Origin of the sequence: Rhizobium sp. 2MFCol3.1, from assembly GCF_000377565.1 — a bacterium.
Classification (GTDB): domain Bacteria; phylum Pseudomonadota; class Alphaproteobacteria; order Rhizobiales; family Rhizobiaceae; genus Rhizobium.
In genome coordinates, this window is sequence record NZ_KB898358.1 from 50,442 (window position 1) to 72,304 (window position 21,863).

20 protein-coding genes and 1 tRNA gene are annotated in these 21,863 nt (G+C 63.0%); 6 read left to right on the plus strand and 15 right to left on the minus strand.

The window, feature by feature from the left end; translation table 11 throughout:
- Nucleotides 1-102: 102 nt before the first annotated feature.
- Nucleotides 103-585 carry a hypothetical protein gene (locus D460_RS0113700; RefSeq protein ID WP_018899126.1) on the plus strand — a complete coding sequence of 161 codons (483 nt, stop codon included), beginning with the start codon at nt 103-105 and terminating at the stop codon, nt 583-585.
- Between the two features lie 16 nt (nt 586-601).
- Here the strand turns inward: D460_RS0113700 and D460_RS0113705 are convergent, their stop codons facing one another.
- The 4 genes from D460_RS0113705 to D460_RS0113720 form a co-directional block, all read right to left on the minus strand.
- Nucleotides 602-1,387: a YdcF family protein gene (locus D460_RS0113705; protein ID WP_018899127.1), complete on the minus strand. Its 786-nt coding sequence runs from the start codon at nt 1,385-1,387 to the stop codon at nt 602-604.
- Nucleotides 1,388-1,458: 71 nt separating this feature from the next.
- Nucleotides 1,459-2,178: a YoaK family protein gene (locus D460_RS0113710; protein ID WP_026283116.1), complete on the minus strand. Its 720-nt coding sequence runs from the start codon at nt 2,176-2,178 to the stop codon at nt 1,459-1,461.
- 157 nt (nt 2,179-2,335) lie between these two features.
- Nucleotides 2,336-2,411, minus strand: a tRNA-Ala gene (locus tag D460_RS0113715).
- Nucleotides 2,412-2,564: 153 nt separating this feature from the next.
- Nucleotides 2,565-2,957 carry a TIGR02300 family protein gene (locus tag D460_RS0113720; protein ID WP_018899129.1) on the minus strand — a complete coding sequence of 131 codons (393 nt, stop codon included), beginning with the start codon at nt 2,955-2,957 and terminating at the stop codon, nt 2,565-2,567.
- A 258-nt stretch (nt 2,958-3,215) separates the two neighbouring features.
- Between D460_RS0113720 and D460_RS0113725 the strand changes: the two genes are divergently transcribed.
- The 3 genes from D460_RS0113725 (at nt 3,216) to rpsA (ending at nt 6,469) form a co-directional block, all read left to right on the plus strand.
- Nucleotides 3,216-3,881 (plus strand): FMN-binding negative transcriptional regulator, encoded by a 666-nt coding sequence (locus D460_RS0113725; protein WP_026283117.1) that lies wholly within the window; start codon nt 3,216-3,218, stop codon nt 3,879-3,881.
- A 68-nt stretch (nt 3,882-3,949) separates the two neighbouring features.
- A complete protein-coding gene (gene cmk / locus D460_RS0113730) occupies nt 3,950-4,600 on the plus strand; it encodes a (d)CMP kinase (RefSeq protein WP_018899131.1) in 651 nt (216 codons plus the stop codon).
- A 168-nt stretch (nt 4,601-4,768) separates the two neighbouring features.
- Complete coding sequence (gene rpsA, locus D460_RS0113735) at nt 4,769-6,469, plus strand: 30S ribosomal protein S1 (RefSeq protein WP_018899132.1); 1,701 nt, start codon at nt 4,769-4,771, stop codon at nt 6,467-6,469.
- A gap of 105 nt (nt 6,470-6,574) precedes the next feature.
- Here rpsA and D460_RS0113740 read toward each other — a convergent pair whose 3' ends face one another.
- From D460_RS0113740 to D460_RS0113755, 4 genes are all read right to left on the minus strand, one after another.
- Entirely contained in the window at nt 6,575-8,206 is a 1,632-nt protein-coding gene (locus tag D460_RS0113740) for a hypothetical protein (protein WP_018899133.1), read from the minus strand.
- Between the two features lie 229 nt (nt 8,207-8,435).
- A complete protein-coding gene (locus tag D460_RS0113745) occupies nt 8,436-9,062 on the minus strand; it encodes a ribonuclease D (protein WP_018899134.1) in 627 nt (208 codons plus the stop codon).
- Nucleotides 9,063-9,156: 94 nt separating this feature from the next.
- Nucleotides 9,157-9,603, minus strand: a complete 447-nt coding sequence (locus D460_RS0113750; RefSeq protein WP_018899135.1) for a PACE efflux transporter — start codon at nt 9,601-9,603, stop codon at nt 9,157-9,159.
- Nucleotides 9,604-9,744: 141 nt separating this feature from the next.
- Entirely contained in the window at nt 9,745-9,954 is a 210-nt protein-coding gene (locus D460_RS0113755) for a SlyX family protein (RefSeq protein WP_018899136.1), read from the minus strand.
- Nucleotides 9,955-10,147: 193 nt separating this feature from the next.
- On the opposite strand from D460_RS0113755, the gene uxaC reads away from it, so the two are divergent.
- Together uxaC and D460_RS0113765 are read left to right on the plus strand one after the other, a co-directional pair.
- Nucleotides 10,148-11,563 (plus strand): glucuronate isomerase, encoded by a 1,416-nt coding sequence (gene uxaC, locus D460_RS0113760; RefSeq protein WP_018899137.1) that lies wholly within the window; start codon nt 10,148-10,150, stop codon nt 11,561-11,563.
- Nucleotides 11,560-13,014 carry a mannitol dehydrogenase family protein gene (locus D460_RS0113765; protein ID WP_018899138.1) on the plus strand — a complete coding sequence of 485 codons (1,455 nt, stop codon included), beginning with the start codon at nt 11,560-11,562 and terminating at the stop codon, nt 13,012-13,014. The genes uxaC and D460_RS0113765 overlap by 4 nt, the downstream gene beginning before the upstream one ends.
- A gap of 18 nt (nt 13,015-13,032) precedes the next feature.
- Here the strand turns inward: D460_RS0113765 and D460_RS0113770 are convergent, their stop codons facing one another.
- The 7 genes from D460_RS0113770 to D460_RS0113800 form a co-directional block, all read right to left on the minus strand.
- Nucleotides 13,033-15,483: an FAD-dependent oxidoreductase gene (locus D460_RS0113770; protein WP_026283118.1), complete on the minus strand. Its 2,451-nt coding sequence runs from the start codon at nt 15,481-15,483 to the stop codon at nt 13,033-13,035.
- A gap of 1 nt (nt 15,484) precedes the next feature.
- Nucleotides 15,485-16,354, minus strand: coding sequence for a phosphotransferase (locus tag D460_RS0113775; RefSeq protein WP_018899140.1), 870 nt, complete (start codon nt 16,352-16,354; stop codon nt 15,485-15,487).
- Between the two features lie 77 nt (nt 16,355-16,431).
- Nucleotides 16,432-17,511 (minus strand): sn-glycerol-3-phosphate ABC transporter ATP-binding protein UgpC, encoded by a 1,080-nt coding sequence (gene ugpC, locus D460_RS0113780; RefSeq protein WP_018899141.1) that lies wholly within the window; start codon nt 17,509-17,511, stop codon nt 16,432-16,434.
- A gap of 22 nt (nt 17,512-17,533) precedes the next feature.
- Entirely contained in the window at nt 17,534-18,607 is a 1,074-nt protein-coding gene (locus D460_RS0113785) for a Gfo/Idh/MocA family oxidoreductase (protein ID WP_018899142.1), read from the minus strand.
- A gap of 37 nt (nt 18,608-18,644) precedes the next feature.
- Entirely contained in the window at nt 18,645-19,529 is an 885-nt protein-coding gene (locus tag D460_RS0113790) for a carbohydrate ABC transporter permease (protein ID WP_018899143.1), read from the minus strand.
- Nucleotides 19,522-20,484, minus strand: coding sequence for a sugar ABC transporter permease (locus D460_RS0113795; RefSeq protein ID WP_026283119.1), 963 nt, complete (start codon nt 20,482-20,484; stop codon nt 19,522-19,524). The genes D460_RS0113790 and D460_RS0113795 overlap by 8 nt, the downstream gene beginning before the upstream one ends.
- A gap of 5 nt (nt 20,485-20,489) precedes the next feature.
- The gene (locus tag D460_RS0113800) at nt 20,490-21,776 is read right to left on the minus strand and encodes an ABC transporter substrate-binding protein (protein WP_018899145.1); all 1,287 of its coding nucleotides are present in this window, start codon (nt 21,774-21,776) and stop codon (nt 20,490-20,492) included.
- Nucleotides 21,777-21,863: the final 87 nt, after the last annotated feature.

The following is a 21,863-nucleotide window of genomic DNA, read 5'->3' on the forward strand; positions in this document are numbered from 1 at the left end:
TGGCGATCTTTCCCTCGAATAATCATGGCCGCAAGGGCGGCGCAAGGCGGATCAGCCAAACTCTCGAGCCAATGCCGTCCTTATCCGACGAAAAGAGAACCCGTGAAAACGCTGCTGATCGCCTTGAACCTCGTTGCGGCCCTGGCCGTATCCACCGCGGCTTATGCCCAGCAGTCGCTACTTCCCGATCCTGAGATTTACGAGAAGGATCATTTCAAGCAGCAATGCACCGAGGTGGAGTTCGACGACGGCTTCGTCACCCGCCAGGACATCAACAATGACGGGCTGGTCGATGTCGTCGTCAACGAAGGCGAGATGACCTGCGACGGCACCAAGGGCCCGCAGTGCGACGAAGACGGCTGCATCTACAATTTCTATCTGCAGGTGGCCGAAGGTGGCTACTTCATGATCGCCACCGCCAAGACCTATGGCTACGATTTCGTGCAGCGCTTCGGCAACAAGGTGCTGGCCATGAAGATGCATCCGCGCTTCTGCGACCGGCCCGACGGCGATCCGAAGACCGATCCCTGCGTCATTACCACCCGCGTGCGCGGCACCAAGTTCGTGACGATCTCCAAGAAGTAGCCGAGAACGGCCGGGCTCAGCCCGGATAAAGCTCCGAGGTGCGCCCGGCGAAGTAATATCCGACAAGGCCGAACCATTCGCGGATCGCTGTTGCCATGTTCTGCGCGTTCCGGCTCGGCTGAGTGAAATCGAGCGCCAGGCGCTCGTGACCATCCGTCCGGTAGTCCGTTGGCCACGGCGTCACGTCGATGCCGAGCTTGCGGAAGATCCCGACCGAGCGGGGCATGTGATAGCCCGAGGTGATCAGCAGGCAGTTGGAAAGCCCATGGCTTGCGAGCAGGTCCTTGGTGTTGACGGCGTTTTCAAAGGTGGTCCGCGAGGTCGTCTCCTGGACCAGACGCTCCTTGGCCACGCCGAACAGCGGGAAGAACCGCTCCGCCATGACCGCATCGCCCTCATAGACACCAGACATCGATCCATCGCCGCCCGAGACGAGGATGCGCGACTGCGGATATTTCTGCGCCAGCCTCAACGTCTCGATGAACCGGTCTCCGCCGGCATTCATCTCGATCCCATGCCTGGATGTATTGACCTCGTTCTCGAAGCCACCGCCGAGCACGATCATGCATGTGAGCTCAGCCGGATCCTGCGGCTTGGCGAAGCGATCCTCCAGCCCCTGCAGCAGATAATTGCCTGATGTCGTGTAGAGCGTGAGGAAGAGCACCAGCGTGGCGCAGGCGGTCGCGAGCAGGCTGATGATGCGAAAGCGGATCAGTCCCGCAATCAGCGCGACCAGAATAAGCAGGAAAACCAGCGACAGCGGCTGGCCGAAAATCCAGACGAGTTTCGAGAAGATAAACACGTGGGCGCTCCCGTTCCTGCATCGGTTCTGGAACGACGTCTAGCTGATTCGCGCTGACGATGGTGCGACGATCACTTCGCGCGCTGGACGGACGCGCGGGCGGCAGCCGACTGGTTGAACCGCCGCTGCAGCGGCTTCGGGATGAGAAGCGCGGCCAGCGCGATCAGCATGGCGAAGGCGGCGACCACCCACAGCGCCGACGCACCCGCAACCTGCGTCAGCAGCGCGCCCGCTATGGCGCCAAGCAGCATTCCGAGCCAGGGAACGATCTGGATCGTCCAGTCCAGCCGCCGGTCGCCGATCATAAAGCGGCCGATGCCGCGCCCGAAGCGCGACAAAGCCCCGGTCACATAGGTGAGCCCGATCGGCAGCCCCTCGATATGCTCCACCGCGGCGTTCACCATCCCCATGGAGGCGACGATCAAATAGAAACGTGGCAGCGCAAGGCCAGGATCGCTCATCAGCGATGCGCCCGCCAGCATCAGCCCCACGAAGCCGAGCACCACGAAAACCCGCCGCTCGGCGAAATGCGCAAGCACGATCCCGGCGGCATTGCTGAGCACGAAGACGGTGATCGCCGCAATCAGCACCGCCGCGTGCCCGAAATTGCCTGCTCCAAGCGAAAGTGCGGCGCGCGTCGTATTCCCGGTCATGAACGACACGAAGTCACCGCTCAGCACCAACCCGGTCGCATCCGTCATCCCCGCCAAAAACGAAATCGCCCCTGCGAGCACAAGCCCGGTCGCGGTGCGTCTGGTATGAATGATCCGCCGTCGTCTTTGTCGTGTCATGGGTGGGGTCCGGGGCGCTTAAATGGTGCCGGAGACCGTGAGCCTCGCGGCGTGAAAAGCGCTGTTTGAAAATTGCTAGGGGAGCATACGTCCGATATGGCGAGGAACGCAATTCGGGTAGTCGGATGATTTAGTCGAAAATTAAAGAAGAAAAATTTGGTGGAGCTAAGCGGGATCGAACCGCTGACCTCTTGCATGCCATGCAAGCGCTCTCCCAGCTGAGCTATAGCCCCATCAGGGTGGACCGGTTTGTGCCGGGCCTGGGATGCTTCGCGAAGCGCTTGTCCTCGGGAAGTGGCGGCTTAATACGTGCGGTTTTCGCAGATGGCAAGCCTAAAAAATCGGCCCGGTGAATTTTTCTCGCCCGGGCCGATCCTTGTTCGAAATCAGACGTCTTCTTCGTCGCCGGTCACGCCGATGATGTCGCTCATGTCGTCATCGTCATCGTCTTCGTCGGCTTCCAGGAAGGTATCGTCGTCGTCATCGCCTTCGATTTCGACGTCGTCGTCGCCCATGTCAGGGATATCGTCGCCGGATGCATCGCCGTCTGCGTCCTCGAGCGAGACCAGTTCGACTTCCGTGCTTTCGGTATCGACTTCGGCCACTTCTTCCTCTTCCTGCGCGGCTTCAGCGGCGGCCGCAGCCGAGCTTTCGACGAAGAAGGAGAGCGGGTAGGTCTTGCCCGTGTAAGGAGAAACGATCGGGTTCCGGTTCAGGTCGTAGAATTTCTTGCCGGTTTCCGGATCGGTACGCTTGGTTCCAAGTTCAGCTTTCGCCACTGTTGAGCCTCGTGATCGTGAGAATGGCCGAACCTGAGTTCGGCAAATGCCGTTGAAACCGGCGTTCTGTTCGGAATTTATAAGCCGGTCCCCATAATCGTTGCGGGCCGCCATGTCAAAGCCTAACTTCACGGGCCGCGACCGCAAGCGCCATGCGCCACGCCGGATGACCGGGCCGATGGTTTGTGCTAGTGAGCCGCGATTACTCGATGGGCAACGTGACGCCGGCAGCTTCCGGCGGCAAGACGGATGGGCGACATGTATCAGCCACCGCATTTCAGGGAAGACGATCTCGGTGTCCAGCACGCGCTGATCAGGGCGCATCCGCTTGGCCTTTTGATCACGACCGGCGCCTCCGGCCTGATGGCCAATTCCGTGCCCTTTCATCTTGATGCGGCGGCATCCGAAAAGGGTACGCTTCGGCTGCACCTGGCCAAGGCCAATCCGCAGTGGCGCGATCTCCAAGATGGCGCCGAACTGCTTGCCGTCTTCCAGGGTGCCGACAGCTATGTCACGCCCTCTTGGTACGAGACCAAGCGCGAGACCGGCAAGGTGGTGCCGACCTGGAACTACGCCGTCGTGCAGGTGCGCGGCACCGCCCGCGTCATCGACGATGCCGATTGGCTCTTGGCGCAGATCACCGCGCTGACCACACAACACGAGACGCCGCGTGAAAAGCCTTGGGCCGTTAGCGATGCGCCGGACGCTTATGTGAAGGCGCAGATGAAGGGCATCGTCGGCGTCGAGATCGAGATCACCGCCATCGAGGGCAAGTGGAAGGTCAGCCAGAACCGGCCGATCGCCGACCGCGAAGGGGTCGCGGCCGGGCTCGGCGAAACGGCGGGGCAGGGCGAGATGACGGATCTCGTACGCCGCTATGGCGGCTTGCTAGAAGCGGGCGAAGAAGCCGGCAAAGAGAATTGAGACACCGGCCGAGCAAGATCGGCCGACAGCAATGCCCTTAGAATATCGGGCGGGATAGAAAGACGAGCATGCCGACCAGTTCAGACCATTTTGTCATCGCCATCGATGGACCGGCCGCGGCCGGCAAGGGCACGCTGTCGCGCCGCATCGCCGAGACCTATGGCTTCCACCATCTCGATACCGGGCTGACCTACCGTGCCACCGCCAAGGCGCTGCTCGATGCCGGCCTGCCGCTCGATGACGAGCTTACGGCGGAAAAAATGGCCCGCGAGGTTGAACTCGCCGGTCTCGATCGCGATATCCTGTCGAAGCACGAGATCGGCGAAGCCGCCTCGAAGATCGCGGTGATGCCGTCGGTGCGCCGCGCGTTGGTCGAGGCGCAGCGCAAGTTTTCGGAGCGCACGCCGGGCACGGTGCTTGATGGGCGCGACATCGGAACGGTGGTCTTCCCGCAGGCACCGGTGAAGCTTTATGTGACGGCATCGGCGGAAGTGCGCGCGAGGCGCCGTTTCGACGAGATCAAGGCAAAAGGGATCTACGCCGATTTCGCGGCGATTTTCGAAGACGTCAAGCGACGCGACGAACGCGACATGGGACGGGCCGACAGCCCTTTGAAACCAGCCGACGACGCGCACTTGCTTGATACGTCGGAAATGAGTATAGAAGCCGCGTTTCAAGCCGCGAAATCGGTCATCGATGCCGCCTTGAACCGAAACTAGGATTTGAGGCGTTCCGCCAGGCTTTGCCCTGACCGCCTTGAACGACAGCCTGAAATTCCGTCCAAGCGCCGGATTGCCTTCGATGAGAGGGCGGACGGGGATCAGGCTCATTCAACACGAACCAACCGGCGCATACGTGTCCAGAAATCCGGACACGCAGGAGATTTCATGTCAGTAGCTACTCCCTCTCGCGAAGATTTCGCGGCCCTTCTGGAAGAATCCTTTGCCAAGAACGATCTGGCTGAAGGCTATGTAACCAAGGGTATCGTAACGGCAATCGAGAAGGACTCCGCCGTTGTCGACGTTGGCCTCAAGGTCGAAGGTCGCATTCTGCTCAAGGAATTCGGCGCCAAGGCCAAGGACGGCACGCTCAAGGTCGGCGACGAAGTCGAAGTTTACGTTGAGCGCATCGAAAACGCTCTCGGCGAAGCTGTTCTGTCGCGCGAAAAGGCTCGCCGCGAAGAGAGCTGGGTCAAGCTCGAAGCCAAGTTCGAAGCTGGTGAGCGCGTTGAAGGCGTTATCTTCAACCAGGTCAAGGGCGGCTTCACGGTTGACCTCGACGGTGCCATCGCCTTCCTGCCGCGTTCGCAGGTCGACATCCGTCCGATCCGCGACGTTACCCCGCTGATGCACAACCCGCAGCCCTTCGAAATCCTCAAGATGGACAAGCGTCGCGGCAACATCGTCGTATCGCGTCGTACGGTTCTGGAAGAGTCCCGTGCCGAGCAGCGTTCTGAAATCGTTCAGAACCTCGAAGAAGGCCAGGTTGTTGACGGCGTCGTCAAGAACATCACCGATTACGGTGCGTTCGTTGACCTCGGCGGCATCGACGGCCTGCTGCACGTCACCGACATGGCATGGCGCCGTGTGAACCATCCGTCGGAAATCCTGTCCATTGGCCAGCAGGTCAAGGTTCAGATCATCCGCATCAACCAGGAAACCCACCGCATCTCGCTCGGCATGAAGCAGCTCGAGTCGGATCCGTGGGATGGCATCCAGGCCAAGTATCCGGAAGGCAAGAAGATCTCCGGTACCGTCACGAACATCACCGACTACGGTGCGTTCGTCGAGCTGGAGCCGGGCATCGAAGGCCTGATCCACATCTCGGAAATGTCCTGGACCAAGAAGAACGTACACCCCGGCAAGATCCTGTCCACGAGCCAGGAAGTCGAAGTCGTCGTTCTCGAAGTCGATCCGTCCAAGCGTCGTATTTCGCTCGGCCTCAAGCAGACCCTGGAAAATCCGTGGGCGGCATTCGCTCGCAACCATCCGGCCGGCACTGAAGTCGAAGGCGAAGTCAAGAACAAGACCGAATTCGGCCTGTTCATCGGCCTCGACGGCGATGTTGACGGCATGGTGCACCTCTCTGACCTCGACTGGAACCGTCCGGGCGAACAGGTCATCGAAGAATACAACAAGGGCGACGTCGTTAAGGCTGTCGTTCTCGATGTAGACGTCGAAAAGGAGCGCATCTCGCTCGGCATCAAGCAGCTCGGCAAGGACTCGGTCGGCGAAGCTGCCGCTTCCGGCGACCTGCGCAAGAACGCTGTTGTTTCGGCTGAAGTCATCGCCGTCAACGACGGTGGCATCGAAGTGAAGCTCGTAGACCACGAAGACATCACCTCGTTCATCCGCCGCGCTGACCTCGCTCGCGATCGCGACGACCAGCGTCCGGAGCGCTTCTCGGTTGGCCAGACGGTTGACGCTCGCGTCACCAACTTCTCGAAGAAGGACCGCAAGGTCATGCTTTCGATCAAGGCTCTGGAAATCGCTGAAGAGAAGGAAGCCGTTGCTCAGTTCGGTTCGTCCGACTCTGGCGCTTCGCTCGGCGACATCCTCGGCGCGGCTCTGAAGAACCGCGGCGAATAATCGCCAGCCGTCAGGCTTGAAGAATAAGAGAACCCGCCGGATCGCTCCGGCGGGTTCTTTGTTTTGAAGGATTGGTCGTTGCGGCTCGCGCCCGTTCCGTGCCGGCTATTCCCAGCCGATCATCCGCCGGTAGCGCGCATAGGCCTCATCGCTTGCCGGCGCCATCGGCAGGCCGGGACCCGGCAGCATCAGGATAGGCTCGCCCGCCTCGTCGAGCACCGGGGCGGCGATCGCGGATTGCTGCGCTGCCATGAATGCGGCGTCGTCGCTGTCATCAGTAGCAAGCACCTGCCCCTCAAGCGTCTCCGCCTCGTCCGCGCCATTCTGTTCGTCGCCCTCCCGCTCGGCGTCTTCGTTCTCGTCGCCCTGGTCGATATTGCCGTTGTGGTCTTCGCGGTTCATCTCGCGCGAACCGGCATCGTCGGTCTCGTCCTTGGCGAAGTCGTAGGGCTGCGGCGCATAGGGCACGCCTTCGATGACCTTCATCAGCACGGGCGCGTAGGTGGCGTCGATCATCTGCCGCGTTGCCGATGGCGTGTCGGTATCCGCCTGTGCCGGCTGCTGCGCAGCCGCCTGTGCCGCCACCGCCTCCAGCGGCGAGGGGGCTGCCTGCGCTGTCATCGGCTTCGCAAGCCCGTTCGCCATCAGCATCTGTTCGGCGGGGCGCTTCAGATTATCGGGTATGTCGGCGATCAGCGTGTCGTCGAGCAGGACGTCGATATCGACCGCCGGCTCGACGTCCGTCGCCTCGAGCAGCGTCTCGGTCGCCTGATCGCGGATGATGACCACGATCATGTCGGTCTCGTCCTTCGACAGCGAAGCCGGAATGCCGACCCAGCTCTTCGGGATGATCGGATCGGCCTTGGTGTCGCGCGTGACTGCCGGCTCAGCCGCGACCTCGGTTGCTTCGGCTTCGGCCGGGAGAGCGGACGCCTCCGTTGCCACAGGCGCTTCCGCCGCTTCGTCGGTCGAAAGCGTGGCGCTTGCGGCGGTCATCGCAACCTTGGGATCCGCCCGCTCGGCGACAGGAGCCATTGGTGCCTCGTCGGTCACCGCGACCTGCGCGGTCGCTTCGCTTTCGTGGCCCGTGGTCCCAGCTGCCGCCGCCGACGTCGGCGCATTCCTGGCTCCAGCGCTCTCGGACGCCGCCGTCGTGGCGCGCGGCGCTGATGTGACCGTATCGCGATGCAGGCTGATCTCGGGCCGCTGCTCCGGGCGCGCCGGCGAACCGTCGTTCTGGCTGTAGGACTTGAGAACGGCGCGTGTCGCGAGATCGCGATCCCTCGTGCCGATGGTTTCGAGATAGGCTGCGATGCGCGTCGCGGCGGGGCCGGCCGGGTTCTGCAGCGCTTCGGCAAGCAGCCGCAGCGGGATCGCGTGGCCCTGGGCTGCCAGCTGGCGCTCGATCACTTCGATCTTGGCGGCCGGCAGTTTCTGGATCGCGTCCGCCAGCCGCGATGCGAAGACGAGGTCCGGCTCGTTATCGTCGCGCGGCTGCGAAAGCGCTTCTCCGGTGGCGGTCAGCACATTGAGCAGCGCCTCGACCATGCGGGCGCGAACGGCAAGCAGCAGGATGTTGAGCTTGGCGGTGGCGCCGGATGTCAGGTCCGGGCTCTCGACCTGGTTGACGGGCGCAACCGCGGTGACACTGCGCACGATGTCGCTGGCGCTCAGCGCCGAGGTAGAGCCCTGCGAGGGAAAGCTTGAGCTTGACGCTGCACGAACCGGAGACAACATGGCATGCTTCCTCTTTCGTAAAATGCGCTGAAGCAGGTTACAGGAAAGCCGCGTTCATCGGGCTGTTTGCATTCTCCGGCGATGTCGCGTGCCTGGAGGACGCTGCATCGCGCCACGGAATGCTCAGAAGTTAATGAGCATCCTAGTGATTCACCGTTAACGAAGCACTAATCATTCGGTGCGTGGCGGCACACTTGGGCTTTGCGTGGTGAGAAGCCTGCAAGCAATCTCAGCTGTGCGCGAAAATATCCGTCTCGTCCCAGCCGAGCAGGTCGAGCTTGGCGCGGGTGGGAAGGAAGGCGAAGCAGGCGGTCGCATGCTCGAACCGCCCGTCGCGAATGAGGCGGTGGGTGAGCTTGTCACGCAGCGCATGCAGATAGAGCACATCGGACGCCGCATATTCGAGCTGTGCCTGCGACAGCGTCTCAGCACCCCAGTCGGAGGATTGCTGGGTCTTCGAGATATCGACCTCGAGCATCTCCTTGAGATTGTCCTTCAGCCCGTGCCGGTCCGTATAGGTGCGGCAGAGGCGCGAGGCGATCTTGGTGCAGAACACCGGCGTCGTCGTCACGCCGAAAGCATGGAAGAGCACGGCGATATCGAAGCGGCCGTAGTGGAAGATCTTCTCGTGCGTCGGATCCGAAAGAAGCGCCACGAGGTTTGGCGCCTCCGTCTGGCCGGCTGCGATACGGATCACGTCGGCGGAACCGTCGCCCGGCGAAAGCTGGACGACGCAGAGCCGGTCGCGGCGCGGCACGAGGCCCAGCGTTTCGGTATCGATCGCGATCGCGCCGGTATAGCGAGCTGCATCGGCGGCGGAAATGTCGCCTTCGTGGTAACGGATCGTCGCGGCCATGCTGTCGTCTTTCGCTGAATAATGATGTCCTGGCGCTATATAGACCTGAAAGCGGCGATCGCAAACCACGCCATTTGGCGCGGCGTGGTATCAATCAGCCGCGCACGGCGTCGGGCGCCTTCGCCTGCCAGTCCGGCAGCGGGAAGATGCGGTCGTAAGCGAGGTTGAAGACGAAGGCGTAGACCAGATAGAAGAGCGCGAAGGACACGTCCATCAGGAACGCTTGCACCAGCGTGACGCCGAGATACCAGGCAATCAGCGGCAATAGCGCCACAAGCAGACCACCCTCGAACAGCACGGCGTGCAGAATGCGAACGCCAAGGCTCTTCTTCGTGCCGCCCGTCAGGCGCTGCATCACATGGTCGAAGCCGAGATTGTAAAGATAGTTCCACGCCGTCGCCACCGTGGCGCTGGCAACGCCGACGACGCCGATATCGGCGATCGGCATGCCGAAGGCAAACGCGCCGAGCGGCGTGATGATGGCGAGACCAATGAGTTCAAAGCTGATGGCGTGGCGGATACGGTCGGAGACGGATCTCATGAAATGCCCCTATGGGAATATGCCGGGTCGTCCCGAGTTTAAGCCCATACGGCGGAGGTCGTCCTCACAAGCGCTTATATAAGGATCAGGACATCGAAGCGCAAGACTGTGAGGAAAGACTGTGAGGAAAGGCTGTGAGGATCAGTAGTGCGGCGGCCTTGTGATCGCCGGCGCTTCCAGCGCTTGTTCTTCGAGCGAAAGGAAGCGCTCGGTCAGCCGGTCCAGCTTGGCGCGCGTCTGCTCGACCACCTTCCACTGCTCCGTCAGCTGGTCGGACAGTTCCTCGATCGTCTTTGCCTGGTGGGCGATGGTTTCCTCGAGTTGGGTGATACGATCGGTCTGATCAGACATCGGGCTCTCCTTGCCACGACCGGCCAGATGAACCGGTCATGTGATTGCGCTCTCCAAAGCGGAAATAGGCCGCAAGGTCAATCGTTTCGAGAGGGGCCGCCGCCGATTCACAAAGTGAACCGTTTGGTTACTAAAAGCCCTTGCCGCATCTTTTTTTGTGCGCTAGGCCGATAGGCACCAGGGAGGAATACAGATGGATATCGGCAATGGATTTCTGCATCCGGACCGGCTCTTTCCGGCCGATCCGGCAACGCGCAGCATAGCGCGCGAGCTTTACGAGAGCGTCAGCGGGCTCCCGATCGTCAGCCCGCACGGGCACACGGAACCCTCCTGGTTCGCCGAAGACAAGCCCTTCGAGGACGCCGCCTCGCTGCTCGTCATTCCCGATCACTATCTCTTCCGCATGCTGCACAGCGTCGGCGTCAAGCTCGACGACCTCGGCGTTCCCCGCCTCGACGGCAAGCCCGTCTCGTCCGGCCGCGACATCTGGCGCACCTTTGCGGCGCACTACCATCTCTTCCGCGGCACGCCGTCGAGCCTCTGGGTTGATCACGCCATGTCGGCCGTGCTCGGCTGCGAGGAGCCGCTGACATCAGGCAATGCCGATGCGCTCTACGATCATATCAACGCGCAGCTGGCCCTGCCGGAGTTCCGTCCCCGCGCGCTCCACAAGCGCTTCGGCATCGAAACGATCGCCACCACCGAGGGCGCGCTCGACCAGCTGCCGCATCACCAGAAGATGGCCGAGGACGGCTGGATCGGCCGTGTGCGCACCACCTATCGCCCCGATAGCGTCACCGATCCCGATGCCGTCGGTTTCCGCGAAAACCTCGTGAAGCTCGGCGAGCTCACCGGCTGCGACGTCGCGAGCTGGGATGGCCTGATCGACGCACATCGCAAGCGCCGCGCCTATTTCCGCCAGTTCGGCGCTACCGCGACGGACCACGGCGTCCCCACCGCCTTCACCGCCGATCTCCCGCATTCCGACAAGCAGCGGCTGCTCGACCGGGCGCACAAGGGTACGCTCGAAGAAGGTGAAGCCGAGCTCTTCCGTGGCCAGATGCTGACCGAGATGGCCGGGCTTTCGGCGGAAGACGGCATGGTCATGCAGATACACGCCGGCTCGCGCCGCAACACCGACCGCGAACTCTTCCAGACGCGCGGCCCGAACATGGGCGCCGACATCCCGACGCCCACCGATTGGGTCGGCGGGCTGTCGGCACTTCTCGCGAAATACGGCCATGCGCCGGGCCTGCGCGTCCTGCTCTTCACGCTTGACGAAACCACCTACGCCCGCGAGCTGGCGCCGATGGCCGGCCACTGGCCCTGCCTGATGATCGGCCCGCCCTGGTGGTTCCACGACAGCCCGGCCGGCATTCGCCGCTATCTCGACCAGGTGGTCGAGACCGCAGGATTCGCCAACATGGCCGGTTTCAACGACGACACGCGCGCGCTGCTCTCCATCCCCGCCCGCCATGATGTCTGGCGCCGCGAAGTCTGCGGCTTCCTGGCGACGCTGGCCGCCGAGCACCGGATATCGCGCCAGGATGCGGCAATCGCCGCCGCCGATCTCTCCTACGGCAACGCCAAGAAGGCCTACAAGCTGTGACCGAACGACTGACGCGCCTCACCGGCCTCGCACATTCAGCCAAGCTTCCCGCCTTCAATCGGGATGTGCTGAAGCCGGGCATCCTGCATCTCGGCCCCGGCGCATTCTTCCGCGCCCACTTCGCGCCCTATACGGATGCGGCGCTGGCGCTTGGCGGCGGCGATTGGGGGATCGAGGTGGCGAGCCTGCGCACCGCCGACGTCGCCGATCATCTGAACGAGCAGAACGGCCTCTACACCATGCTGGTGCGCGACACGGAAGGCACGGTCGCCCATGTCATGGGCCCGATCCTGAAAGCCCATGTCGCGACCCGCAATCCCGACGAACTGCTGGCCCGGCTCGAGGATCCCGCCATCCGCATCGTCAGCCTCACGGTAACGGAAAAGGCCTATGGCTTCGATGCCGCCACCGGCGGTCTCGATCTCAAGCATGCGGATATCGCAGCCGACCTTCAAAGCCGCCACGCGCCCCGCGGCGTCATCGGCTATCTCGTCGAGGGCCTCGCCCGCCGCCGCGCCAAGGGCGTAGCACCGTTCACTGCCCTTAGCTGCGACAACCTTCCGAGCAACGGCGCGGTGCTGAAGCGCCTCGTCCTCGATTTCGCCGGCCGCGTCGATCTCGAGCTCAAGGCGTGGATCGAGAGCAACGTTCCGTTCCCCTCGACCATGGTCGACCGCATCACGCCTGCCAGCACCGAGGCCACCTATCGCGATGCCGAAACGCTCATCGGCCGTGTCGATCTTGTCGCGATCGAGACCGAGCCCTTCACACAATGGGTTATCGAGGACAGCTTCGCCAACGGCCGCCCGCAATGGGAAAAAGCCGGCGCGCTGATGGTCGAGGATGTCTCGGCCTATGAGAAGATGAAGCTGCGCATGCTGAACGGCGCGCATTCGCTGCTCGCCTATCTCGGTTATATCGGCGGCTATGAATTCATCCGCGACGTGATGGACGACACAGGCTTGGCCGCCCTCGCGCGCCGCCACATGAACGCTGCCGCAGCCACGCTCGATCCGGTCCCCGGCATCGATCTGGAAGCCTATGCCGACGAATTGACAGCGCGCTTTGCAAACAAGGCGATCGCCCACCGCACCTACCAGATCGCCATGGACGGCACCCAGAAGCTGCCGCAGCGCCTGCTGGAGCCAGCCATGGAAGCACTGGCCGATGGCAGCAAGGCCGAAACCTACGCCATCGCCGTCGCCGCCTGGATGCGCTACGCGCTCGGTATCGACCGCAACGGCAAGGCCTACGAACTCCGTGACCCCCGCGCCGCCGAGATCGCGGCATTGCTGGCGGACATCCCACGCAACGGCGGCGCCGTCGCCGCCGCGCTGTTCACGCTCCCCGGCCTCTTCCCGGCCGCGCTCACGGAAAACCTCGCCTGGACCGAGGATGTGGCCAACAAGCTCGACATCCTCATCCAGGACAACAAACTGCCGTTGTTCTGATCGGAGCGGGTGTAGCGCCTAAGCCTTCACCCGCGCCATCTCGGGATCATAGAGCGGCGTCAGCGACACCTTGCACGGCACCCGCACCCGCGCGACGTCGAGCTCATACTGGCCCGACAGCACGAATTCCTCGCTCACGCCCTCGGCGTTGCGGACATATCCATAGCCGATCGGCTTGCCCACCGTGTAGCCGAAGCCGCCGCTCGAAAGCCAGCCGACGCGCTTGCCGTCGCGGTAGATCGTCTCGCGGCCGAGCAGCACCACGTCGGGATCATCAGGCACGAAGCAGGCGAGCATCTTCTTGACGCCCTCGGCCAGCTGCCGCTCGATCGCCTCGCGGCCACGAAACGGCGTGGTCTTCTTCGTCTTCACCGCCCAGCCGAGCCCGGCTTCGATCGGCGTATGGTCGGGCCCGATATCCGAACCCCAGGCGCGATATCCCTTCTCCAGTCGGCAGCTCTCGATCGCCCGATAGCCGGCATTGACCAGATGCAGCGGAGCGCCGGCCGCCATCAGCGCGTCATAGACCGTGGTGGCGTATTCGATCGGCACATGCAGCTCGTAGCCGAGCTCGCCGACATAGGTGATGCGCAGCGCGCGCACCGGGCAGCCGGCGACGCCGATGGTTTTCACGCGACCGAAGGGGAAGGCGGCGTTGGAGACGTCGGTGCCCGTGACCTTCTGCAGCACGGCTCGTGCATTCGGCCCCATCAGCGCCAATACTGAATAGGCCGAGGTCACATCGACCAGTTCGGCATGCATGTCGTCAGGAATATTGCGGGCTATCCAGTCGAAGTCGTGGGTCGCGAAGCCCGTGCCGGTGACGATGTAATACTCGTCCTCGGCGATGCGCGCGCAGGTAAGGTCACACTCGATGCCGCCCTTGTCGTTCAGCATTTGCGTGTAGACGAGCGAGCCCACCGGCCTGGCCACATCGTTGGCTGATATCCAGGAGAGGGCGCTCTCCGCGTCGCGTCCCTTCAGCGTGAACTTGGCGAATGAGGTCTGATCGAAGATCACCGCCGCCTCGCGCACTGCCTTGTGCTCGCGGCCCACCGCCTCGAACCAGTTCTGCCGCTCGTAGCTGTAGACGTCCTTCGGTTCCTCGTTGGCGAAGAGATCGGCGAACCAGTTCGGCCTCTCCCAGCCGAGCTTCTCGCCGAAGCATGCGCCCTGCGCCTTCAGCCGGTCGTAGAGCGGCGATTTGCGGCAGGGGCGGCCGCTGGAGTATTCCTCGAAGGGGAAGGCCAGCGTGTAGTGCTTGCCATAGGCTTCCAGCGTGCGGGTGCGCACCCAGTCGGTGTCGAAATGCGGACGGCCGAAGCGACGGATATCGACCGGCCAGAGGTCGTAGGGCGGCTCGCCCTTCGAGACCCATTCCGCCAGCGCCATCCCGGCGCCGCCGGCCGATGCGATGCCGAAGGCGTTGAAGCCGGCGCCGACGAAGAAGTTCTTGAGCTCCGGCGCTTCGCCGAGAATGAAGTTACCGTCAGGCGTAAAGCTCTCCGGCCCGTTCAGAAGCTGCTTGACGCCGACATTTTCGAGATCCGGCACGCGGCCGAGCGCCTGCTCCATGATCTGCTCGAAATGGTCGAAATTGCTGTCGAGCAGCGTGTAGTGGAAACCATCGGGGATGCCCGATGTCGCCCAGGGGATCGGGTTCGGCTCGTAACCGCCCATCACGATGCCGCCCACCTCTTCCTTGTAATAGGTCAGCCGGTCGGGATCGCGCAGCGTCGGCAGGTTGGAGGGCACGCCGAAGGATTCGGTGATGATGTATTGATGCTCGACCGAGACCAGCGGCACGTTCACCCCGAAGCGCGCCGCGAAATTGCGCGTCCATTGCCCGGCGCAGACGACGACGCGCTCGCATTCGATGCGGCCCTGCGCGGTGATGACGGCGCGGATGCGGCCCTTGTCGATCTCGAGGTCGATCACTTCCGTATCCTCGAAGATCGAGACGCCGGCCATGCGCGCGCCCTTGGCGAGCGCCTGCGTGATGTCAGAGGGATTGGCCTGGCCGTCGGTTGGGAGATAAGCGGCGCCGATCAGGTCGTCTGTTGTCATCAGCGGCCAGAGGTCGAAGGCTTCCTGCGGCGTCAGAAGCTGCATGTCGAGCCCGAAGGATTGCGCCGTGGTCGCCTGCCGCTTCACCTCCGTCCAGCGCTCCTCGTTGCAGGCAAGCCGCAGGCCGCCATTCATCTTCCAGCCGGTGCCAAGCCCGGTCTCGGCCTCCAGCCGCTTGTAGAGATCGACGGAATAGCCGAGCAGCTGGGTGATGTTAGCGCTGGTCCTGAGCTGGCCGACAAGGCCGGCGGCATGGAAGGTGGTGCCCGAGGTCAGCTTCTTGCGCTCCAAGAGCACGGTATCGGTCAAGCCGAGCTTGCCGAGGTGATAGGCCGTCGAGCAGCCGATGATGCCGCCGCCGATGACGACAACCTTGGCGGTCCTGGGCAATTCCTTCGTCATGTCATTGATCCTGTTCGGCATAGGCGCGCTCGAAGCGCGCGCGGTTTTCGGCGGTATAGGCGGCGTAGTCGAAATCGATGGTCGAGTGGATTTCCGACACCATGCTCCACAGCATCTCGCGCAAGAGAGAGGCGCATTTCATCGCCTGGTAGCGTCGCCAGAGATCCGGTGTCAGCGGCGCCTGATAATAGGCCTCCAGCATCGCCCGCTCCGCATCCTCGGAGAACTCGTTGTTGGAGGCGAGCCCACCGAGATCGAAGAGCGGCGTGTTGAAGCCGGCATAGTCCCAGTCGATCAGCCAGAGCCTTTTGCCGTCGTCGAGAAAATTGGCGGCCAGCATGTCGTTGTGGCCGAAGGCGATCTCGAACGGCCCGGCCGCCTGCTCCAGCCGCTCCGCCTTGATCAGGAGATCGGAAAATAGCTGATGATAGGGGCTGCCGGCGGCATCGAGCGTCGCGATATAGTCCCGCACCACGTGAAACACCCAGAAGATCGTGGCCGTGCCGCGAAATTCGCGTGCGATATCGTGGTGGCAGGCGCGCACCAGCGGGATCACGCGCTCCAGCGTACCGGCGTCGCGCAGATCTTCGGGCGTCAGCGCTTTTGACTCGATGTAGTCGAGCACCAGCACGCCCGGCGCGTGGTGGATCACCGCGGGCGAGAGCCCCGCCGCATGCGCCGCCTTGCTCGCCGCCAGTTCGTTCGATCGGCTGATGTGATGGACGGGGATGTCGTCGCCCAGCCGCACGACCCGCTTCAGCGTGCCGTCGCGGACCAGATAGTTGCGGTTGGTGATGCCTCCCGTGATCGCCGAGATATCGATCGGACCATTCCATATGCCAAGCGCATGTATACGGTCTTCAGGCGTCACGCTGTCCCCCTCGCGGCCTATCCTATTGAAATCTTGGCCAGAGCGGGCTGTGCTGTCAAGCGGGGTAAATGACCGGGCTAGATCGTCGAGCCCGCGCCGTCGAAGACATGACAGCGCGCCGGGTCGAAATAGGCGGTGACGTTGGCTCCGCGCTCCACCTTCTGCTGCCCGTCGAGCGCGATCGTCAGCTGCTGCTTGTCCGGTGTCGTCGTGTAGAGCATCGTCGCGCCGCCGAGGTTTTCCAGAAGGTCGATGTTGACTGACGAGAGCGCGATACCGCCCTTGTCGATCAGCGACAGATGCTCCGGGCGGATGCCGAAGGTCACGCTTTCTCCGGCTTGTGCCGAGACGCGGCGCGGCAGCCGCACGCTGTTGCCGCAGACATTGATCGTTGTCTCGTTGCCGCCGACGCTTTCGATCTTGCCCTGCAGGAAGTTCATCTTCGGGCTGCCGATGAAGCCGGCGACGAAGCGGTTGGCGGGGTTGTTGTAGAGGTCGAGCGGCGCGCCAACCTGCTCGATGCGTCCGGAGTTCAGCACCACGATCTTGTCGGCCATGGTCATGGCCTCCACCTGGTCGTGGGTGACGTAGATCATCGTATTGCCGAGGCTGCGGTGCAGCCGCGAAATCTCCACGCGCATCTGCACGCGCAGTTCGGCGTCGAGATTGGAGAGCGGCTCGTCGAACAGGAAGATGCGCGGTTCGCGCACGATGGCGCGGCCGATCGCGACCCGCTGCCGCTGCCCGCCTGAGAGCGCCTTCGGCTTGCGCTGCAGAAGCTTCTCGATCTGCAGGATCTGTGCTGCCCGCTGCACCTTCGGCTCGATATCGGCCTTCTTGTAGCCCGCCGTTTCCAGCCCGAAGGCGAGGTTCTTGTAGACGGACATGTGCGGGTAGAGCGCGTAGGACTGGAACACCATGGCGATCCCGCGCTTGGCCGGCGCCACCTCGTTCATCCGCTCATTGTCGAGCATCAGGGCGCCGCCGGAGATCTCCTCCAGCCCGGCGATCATACGAAGCAGCGTGGACTTGCCGCAGCCGGACGGACCGACGAAGACGACGAATTCGCCTGGATCGATCGCCAGATCGATGCCGTGGATGACGTCAAGCGCGCCATAGCGTTTCTCGACCTTCTGAAGAACGACGCTTGTTGCCATCTCTTGGTTCCTTGTCTGTCCGTTACCGGGTTCTTGCGCGCCAGTCGGCGTATTTCGGGCTGTCGGGTCCAACAGGCAGGGCGATATCCTGGCCGCTGTCCGACGATTGATAGATGGCGGTCACCAGCTCCAGCGCCCGCCTCGCATCCTGGGTGCTGACGGGCAGCGGGCCGTTACCTTCGAGATGGGCGTGGAAATGCGCCATCTGCGTGGTGAAGCGCGGTGCCACCGGCTGCCAGTCGCCGATCACGGCGTCGATCCGGCGCTGCACCTCGTCATTGGCGGCAAGGATCGTCCACGGGTCCTTGCCCGGCGAATAGGCCTGGTGGTTGCTCTCGAAGGTGACGTTCTCGAAATGCAGCCTCAGCCGGCTGATTTCCTGCTGCGAGCCGAGCGTGCAGGAGAGCGAGACGAAGGCGCCGTTTTCCATTTGCAGGCTCGCCGAGGCGCAGTCCTCGACCTCGATGTCGTTGACGCGTGTCGCGACGCGGCCGAAGACGCGTGTCGCCGGCCCCATCAGGTGCAGCAGCATATCGTGCAGGTGCAGCGCGTGCGTCACCAGCACGCCGCCGAGCTCGGTTGCCCATTTGCCGCGCCAGGGAACGGCGTAATAGGCGGGCGTGCGCAGCCAGAAGGTCTCGACCGAGCCCATATAGGGCTTGCCCGCGATCCCCGCCTCGATAATCCGCTTCGCCTTCTCCACGCCGTCGCCGTAGCGATACTGGAAGATCGGCATCAGCACGCCCTTGGCGGTCTTTTCGACGCGCATGATCTCGTCGACGCCTGATAGCGATCCGGTGAGCGGCTTCTCGCAGATCACGTGCTTGCCCGCCTGAAGGGCTGCCACCACCTGCTCGAGATGGATGCCCGGCGGCGTGCAGATGTCGACGATGTCGATGCTCTCGTCGGTCAGAACCTCGGCAAACGAGGTGGTGCGTCCGGCGATCCCGAACTCGTCGGCCACCTCGGCAAGGCGTGCCTCGTTGAGGTCGCAGAGAATGGCTACCTCGAACTTGTCGGGATGCGGCAGATAACCCTCGACGATATGCGAGCGACCGATGCCGCAGCCGATGATCGCAACTCTCTTTATGCTCATGGGGTAGGTCTCTTTGGCATGTTCATTGCGGCCGGTCTCAACGCTTCATGCCCGTCGTGGCGATGCCGTCGATCAACAGCCGCTGGAAGAACAGGAAGAAGAAGAACACCGGCACCAGCGTCAGCGTCGACATGGCGAACAGCCCGCCCCAGTCCGATGTGCTGCTCGAATCGACGAAGGTGCGCAGGCCGAGCTGGATCGTGTAGGTGTCCATGTCGTTGAGGTAGATCAGCGGCCCAAAGAAATCGTCCCAGGTCCAGATGAAGGAGAAGATCGCCGCCGTCGCCAGCACCGGCAGCGAGAGCGGCAGCATGATCTTCCAGTAGATCCGCCAGGCGCTACAGCCATCCATCATCGCTGCCTCGTCGAGCTCGCGCGGGATCCCGCGGAAGAACTGCACCATCAGGAAGATGAAGAAGGCGTCGCTGGCGAGAAACTTGGGCACGACCAGCGGCAGGATGGTGTTCACCCAGCCGAGGTTGAGAAACAGCACATATTGCGGGATCAGCGTCACGTGATAGGGGATCATCAGCGTGCCGAGCATGATGGCGAACCAGAAGTTCCGCCCGGCAAAGCGCAGCCGCGCGAAGGCATAGGCCGCCAGCGAACAGGCGACGACATTGCCGGTCACCGTCAGAAGCGAAATCACCAGCGAGTTCCAGAAGAAGCGCCCGAAGGTGATGTCGAGCCCGCTCCAGCCGCGCACATAGGATGTGAAATCGATCGACGACGGGATGAGCGAGGTCGACGAGAAGATCTCGTTCTCCGGCCGCACCGAGGCCGACACCATCCACAAGAGCGGATAGAGCATCAGCAGCGAGGCCATGATCAGCAGCGTGTGAACGACGATCGAGGCCGGCAGGCTGCGCTTGGTGATGTCGGATGGCGGCGCGGCGACCGCGGATGTGATCCCGTTAGTCATCGTAATGCACCCAGTAGCGTGAGGACAGGAACGAGAAGGCGGTGAACACGGCGATGATCAGCACCAGGATCCATGCAAGAGCGGACGCATAGCCCATGCGGAAGTTCCCGAACGCCTCCTGATAGAGATAGAGCGTGTAGAACAGCGTCGAATTGATCGGCCCGCCCGACCCGCCGGAGATGATGAAGGCGGGCGTGAACGCCTTGAAGGCATCGATCGTCTGCACCACGGCGTTGAAGAAGATGACGGGCGTCAGCAGCGGCAGGGTGATCTTGTAGAACTGCCGGAACTTCGAGGCCCCGTCGAGGCTGGCCGCCTCGTACATGTCGGTCGGGATCTGGCGGAGACCGGCGAGGAAGATGATCATCGGCGAGCCGAACTGCCAGACGCTGAGCGCCACAAGCGTATAGATCGAGTAGCTTGGATGCGAGATCCAGCTCGGTCCCTGGATGCCGATGTGCGAGAGTGCTGCGTTGACCAGGCCGTCACCGGCAAAGAGCTGCCGCCACAGAACGGCGATCGCCACGCTGCCGCCAAGCAGCGACGGAAGATAGAAGACGGCGCGGTAAAAGGTCAGCCCCCGCACCCCCTTGTTGAGCGCCATCGCCACCAGAAGCGCGAAGATCAGCTTGAACGGCACCGACAACACGACATAGGTCAGCGTCACCTTCATCGCCGCCGCGAACTTCGGGTCCGCGGTGGTGATGCGCACATAGTTCGCGGCCCCCACCCATTCCGGCGAGCGGATCATGTCGAAATCCGTGAACGACAGGTAGAGCGACACCAGCGCCGGCCCGAGCGTCAGCCCCAGGAAGCCGAGCAGCCATGGAAGAAGAAAGAGATATCCCGGTCCGTTGGCGGCAAGGAGGCGTCGCCAACGGCTGTCGGCGACCACTCCCTGATACTGCTCCGCCGTCGCGGCCCGGTCAGCCGTCGCGCGCATCGCATTGCTCATGTCGGTCAACCCCGCGCGAGAAGGCGCGTGATCTCGTCGACAAGCTGTTTGCCGGCATCGGCTGGCGTGACCTGACCGAAGGCGACCTGCTCGGCAAGCTGGCGCAGAACGGTCTGGCCTTCGCCGGCGCCTGATGGCGGCGGCGGCGGCAGCGGCCCGGCGAGATCGCCGAGATTGGCCACATAGTTCAGCGGGATCTTGCCGACATCATCGAGCATGCCGGCCACGACGTCACGCATCGCCTTCGATTCCGGGATGCCGCGCTCGACATCGAGCACCTTGGCGGCTTCTGGATCCTTGACGAAGAAGTTGACGTAGTCGACGGCCTGCTCAAGCGCCTTGGACTGCGCCGAGACCGAGAAGAACATCGACGGCTTGCGGTAGTGGCCGCCCTTCGAGTCCGCCTTGATCAGCGGGTAGTTGTTGAGCGTCAGCTTGTCCTTGACCACGGCCTGGAAGCCGACGAACTGGTTGCTGTGCGCATAGTCGATCGCGGCCTTGCCGAGCGTCAGCGGCGCGGTGTCGATCGTGTCCTTGTAGAGCGCCTGCACATCGGGCGGCACGCAGGCTTGCGCCTCGCGGAACTTGGCCCACATGTCGAACCACTCGGATGCGTCGTCGGCACCGAAGGCTATCTTCGAATCCGCCGTGTAGAGCGCCTTGCCGCGCTGGCGCACGTAGTTTTCGAACAGCGGCTCCGCGCCGCTGCCGTCGGCAAAGCCGAAGAAGCCCTTGCGCTTGCCCGCCTTGGTGATCTCGGCGCCCATCTTGCCGAGCTCTTCCCAGGTCGTCTTGTTGGTCGGCATCTCGACGCCGGCTTCCTGCAGCGCCACCGTGTTGACGACGGTTGCCGCCGAGTTGGCGCCGAGGCTGACGCCATAGAGATGGCCGTCGACCTTGCCGCCCTCGATCTGCGCCGGATCGAAATCGTCGAGATTGAGCTTCGACGGCATGTAGGATTCGAGCGGGGCAAGCGCGCCGCGTCGTGCATATTCGACGATATAGCGGTAATCCATCTGGATCACGTCGGGCGCGTTTCGACCGGCAACCTGGGTCGCCAGGCGCGGCCAGTAATCGCTCCAGCCCAGGAACTCGCCTGTTATCGACGTGCCTGAGTTCTTGGCCTTGTAGAGATCCGAAACCTTGTTGGTGCGGTCGGCGCGCGGTTGCGAACCCCACCACAAGAGCCGCAGTCGGGCATCGGCGGCAAAAGCCCCTGGCCCCAGTGCGGACAGCGAAAGAAGCGTGGCTCCTCCCGCAACGAAATTGCGTCTGCTCACACGAAACGTCATCTGTTTTTCCTCCTCCCTTGGGGAGCGCCTCCACACGCTCCCGGCTGGTTTCTCTTGCAACAAATAACTATTTGGTTACAAGCTATG

Coding starts and splice junctions, on each gene's coding strand:
- D460_RS0113710 (WP_026283116.1), bottom strand. CDS start 2,178: ATGACACGACAAAGACGACGGCGGATCATTCATACCAGACGCACCGCG.
- D460_RS0113725 (WP_026283117.1), top strand. CDS start 3,216: ATGTATCAGCCACCGCATTTCAGGGAAGACGATCTCGGTGTCCAGCAC.
- cmk (WP_018899131.1), top strand. CDS start 3,950: ATGCCGACCAGTTCAGACCATTTTGTCATCGCCATCGATGGACCGGCC.
- rpsA (WP_018899132.1), top strand. CDS start 4,769: ATGTCAGTAGCTACTCCCTCTCGCGAAGATTTCGCGGCCCTTCTGGAA.
- D460_RS0113740 (WP_018899133.1), bottom strand. CDS start 8,206: ATGTTGTCTCCGGTTCGTGCAGCGTCAAGCTCAAGCTTTCCCTCGCAG.
- D460_RS0113745 (WP_018899134.1), bottom strand. CDS start 9,062: ATGGCCGCGACGATCCGTTACCACGAAGGCGACATTTCCGCCGCCGAT.
- D460_RS0113750 (WP_018899135.1), bottom strand. CDS start 9,603: ATGAGATCCGTCTCCGACCGTATCCGCCACGCCATCAGCTTTGAACTC.
- D460_RS0113755 (WP_018899136.1), bottom strand. CDS start 9,954: ATGTCTGATCAGACCGATCGTATCACCCAACTCGAGGAAACCATCGCC.
- uxaC (WP_018899137.1), top strand. CDS start 10,148: ATGGATATCGGCAATGGATTTCTGCATCCGGACCGGCTCTTTCCGGCC.
- D460_RS0113770 (WP_026283118.1), bottom strand. CDS start 15,483: ATGACGAAGGAATTGCCCAGGACCGCCAAGGTTGTCGTCATCGGCGGC.
- ugpC (WP_018899141.1), bottom strand. CDS start 17,511: ATGGCAACAAGCGTCGTTCTTCAGAAGGTCGAGAAACGCTATGGCGCG.
- D460_RS0113785 (WP_018899142.1), bottom strand. CDS start 18,607: ATGAGCATAAAGAGAGTTGCGATCATCGGCTGCGGCATCGGTCGCTCG.
- D460_RS0113790 (WP_018899143.1), bottom strand. CDS start 19,529: ATGACTAACGGGATCACATCCGCGGTCGCCGCGCCGCCATCCGACATC.
- D460_RS0113795 (WP_026283119.1), bottom strand. CDS start 20,484: ATGAGCAATGCGATGCGCGCGACGGCTGACCGGGCCGCGACGGCGGAG.
- D460_RS0113800 (WP_018899145.1), bottom strand. CDS start 21,776: ATGACGTTTCGTGTGAGCAGACGCAATTTCGTTGCGGGAGGAGCCACG.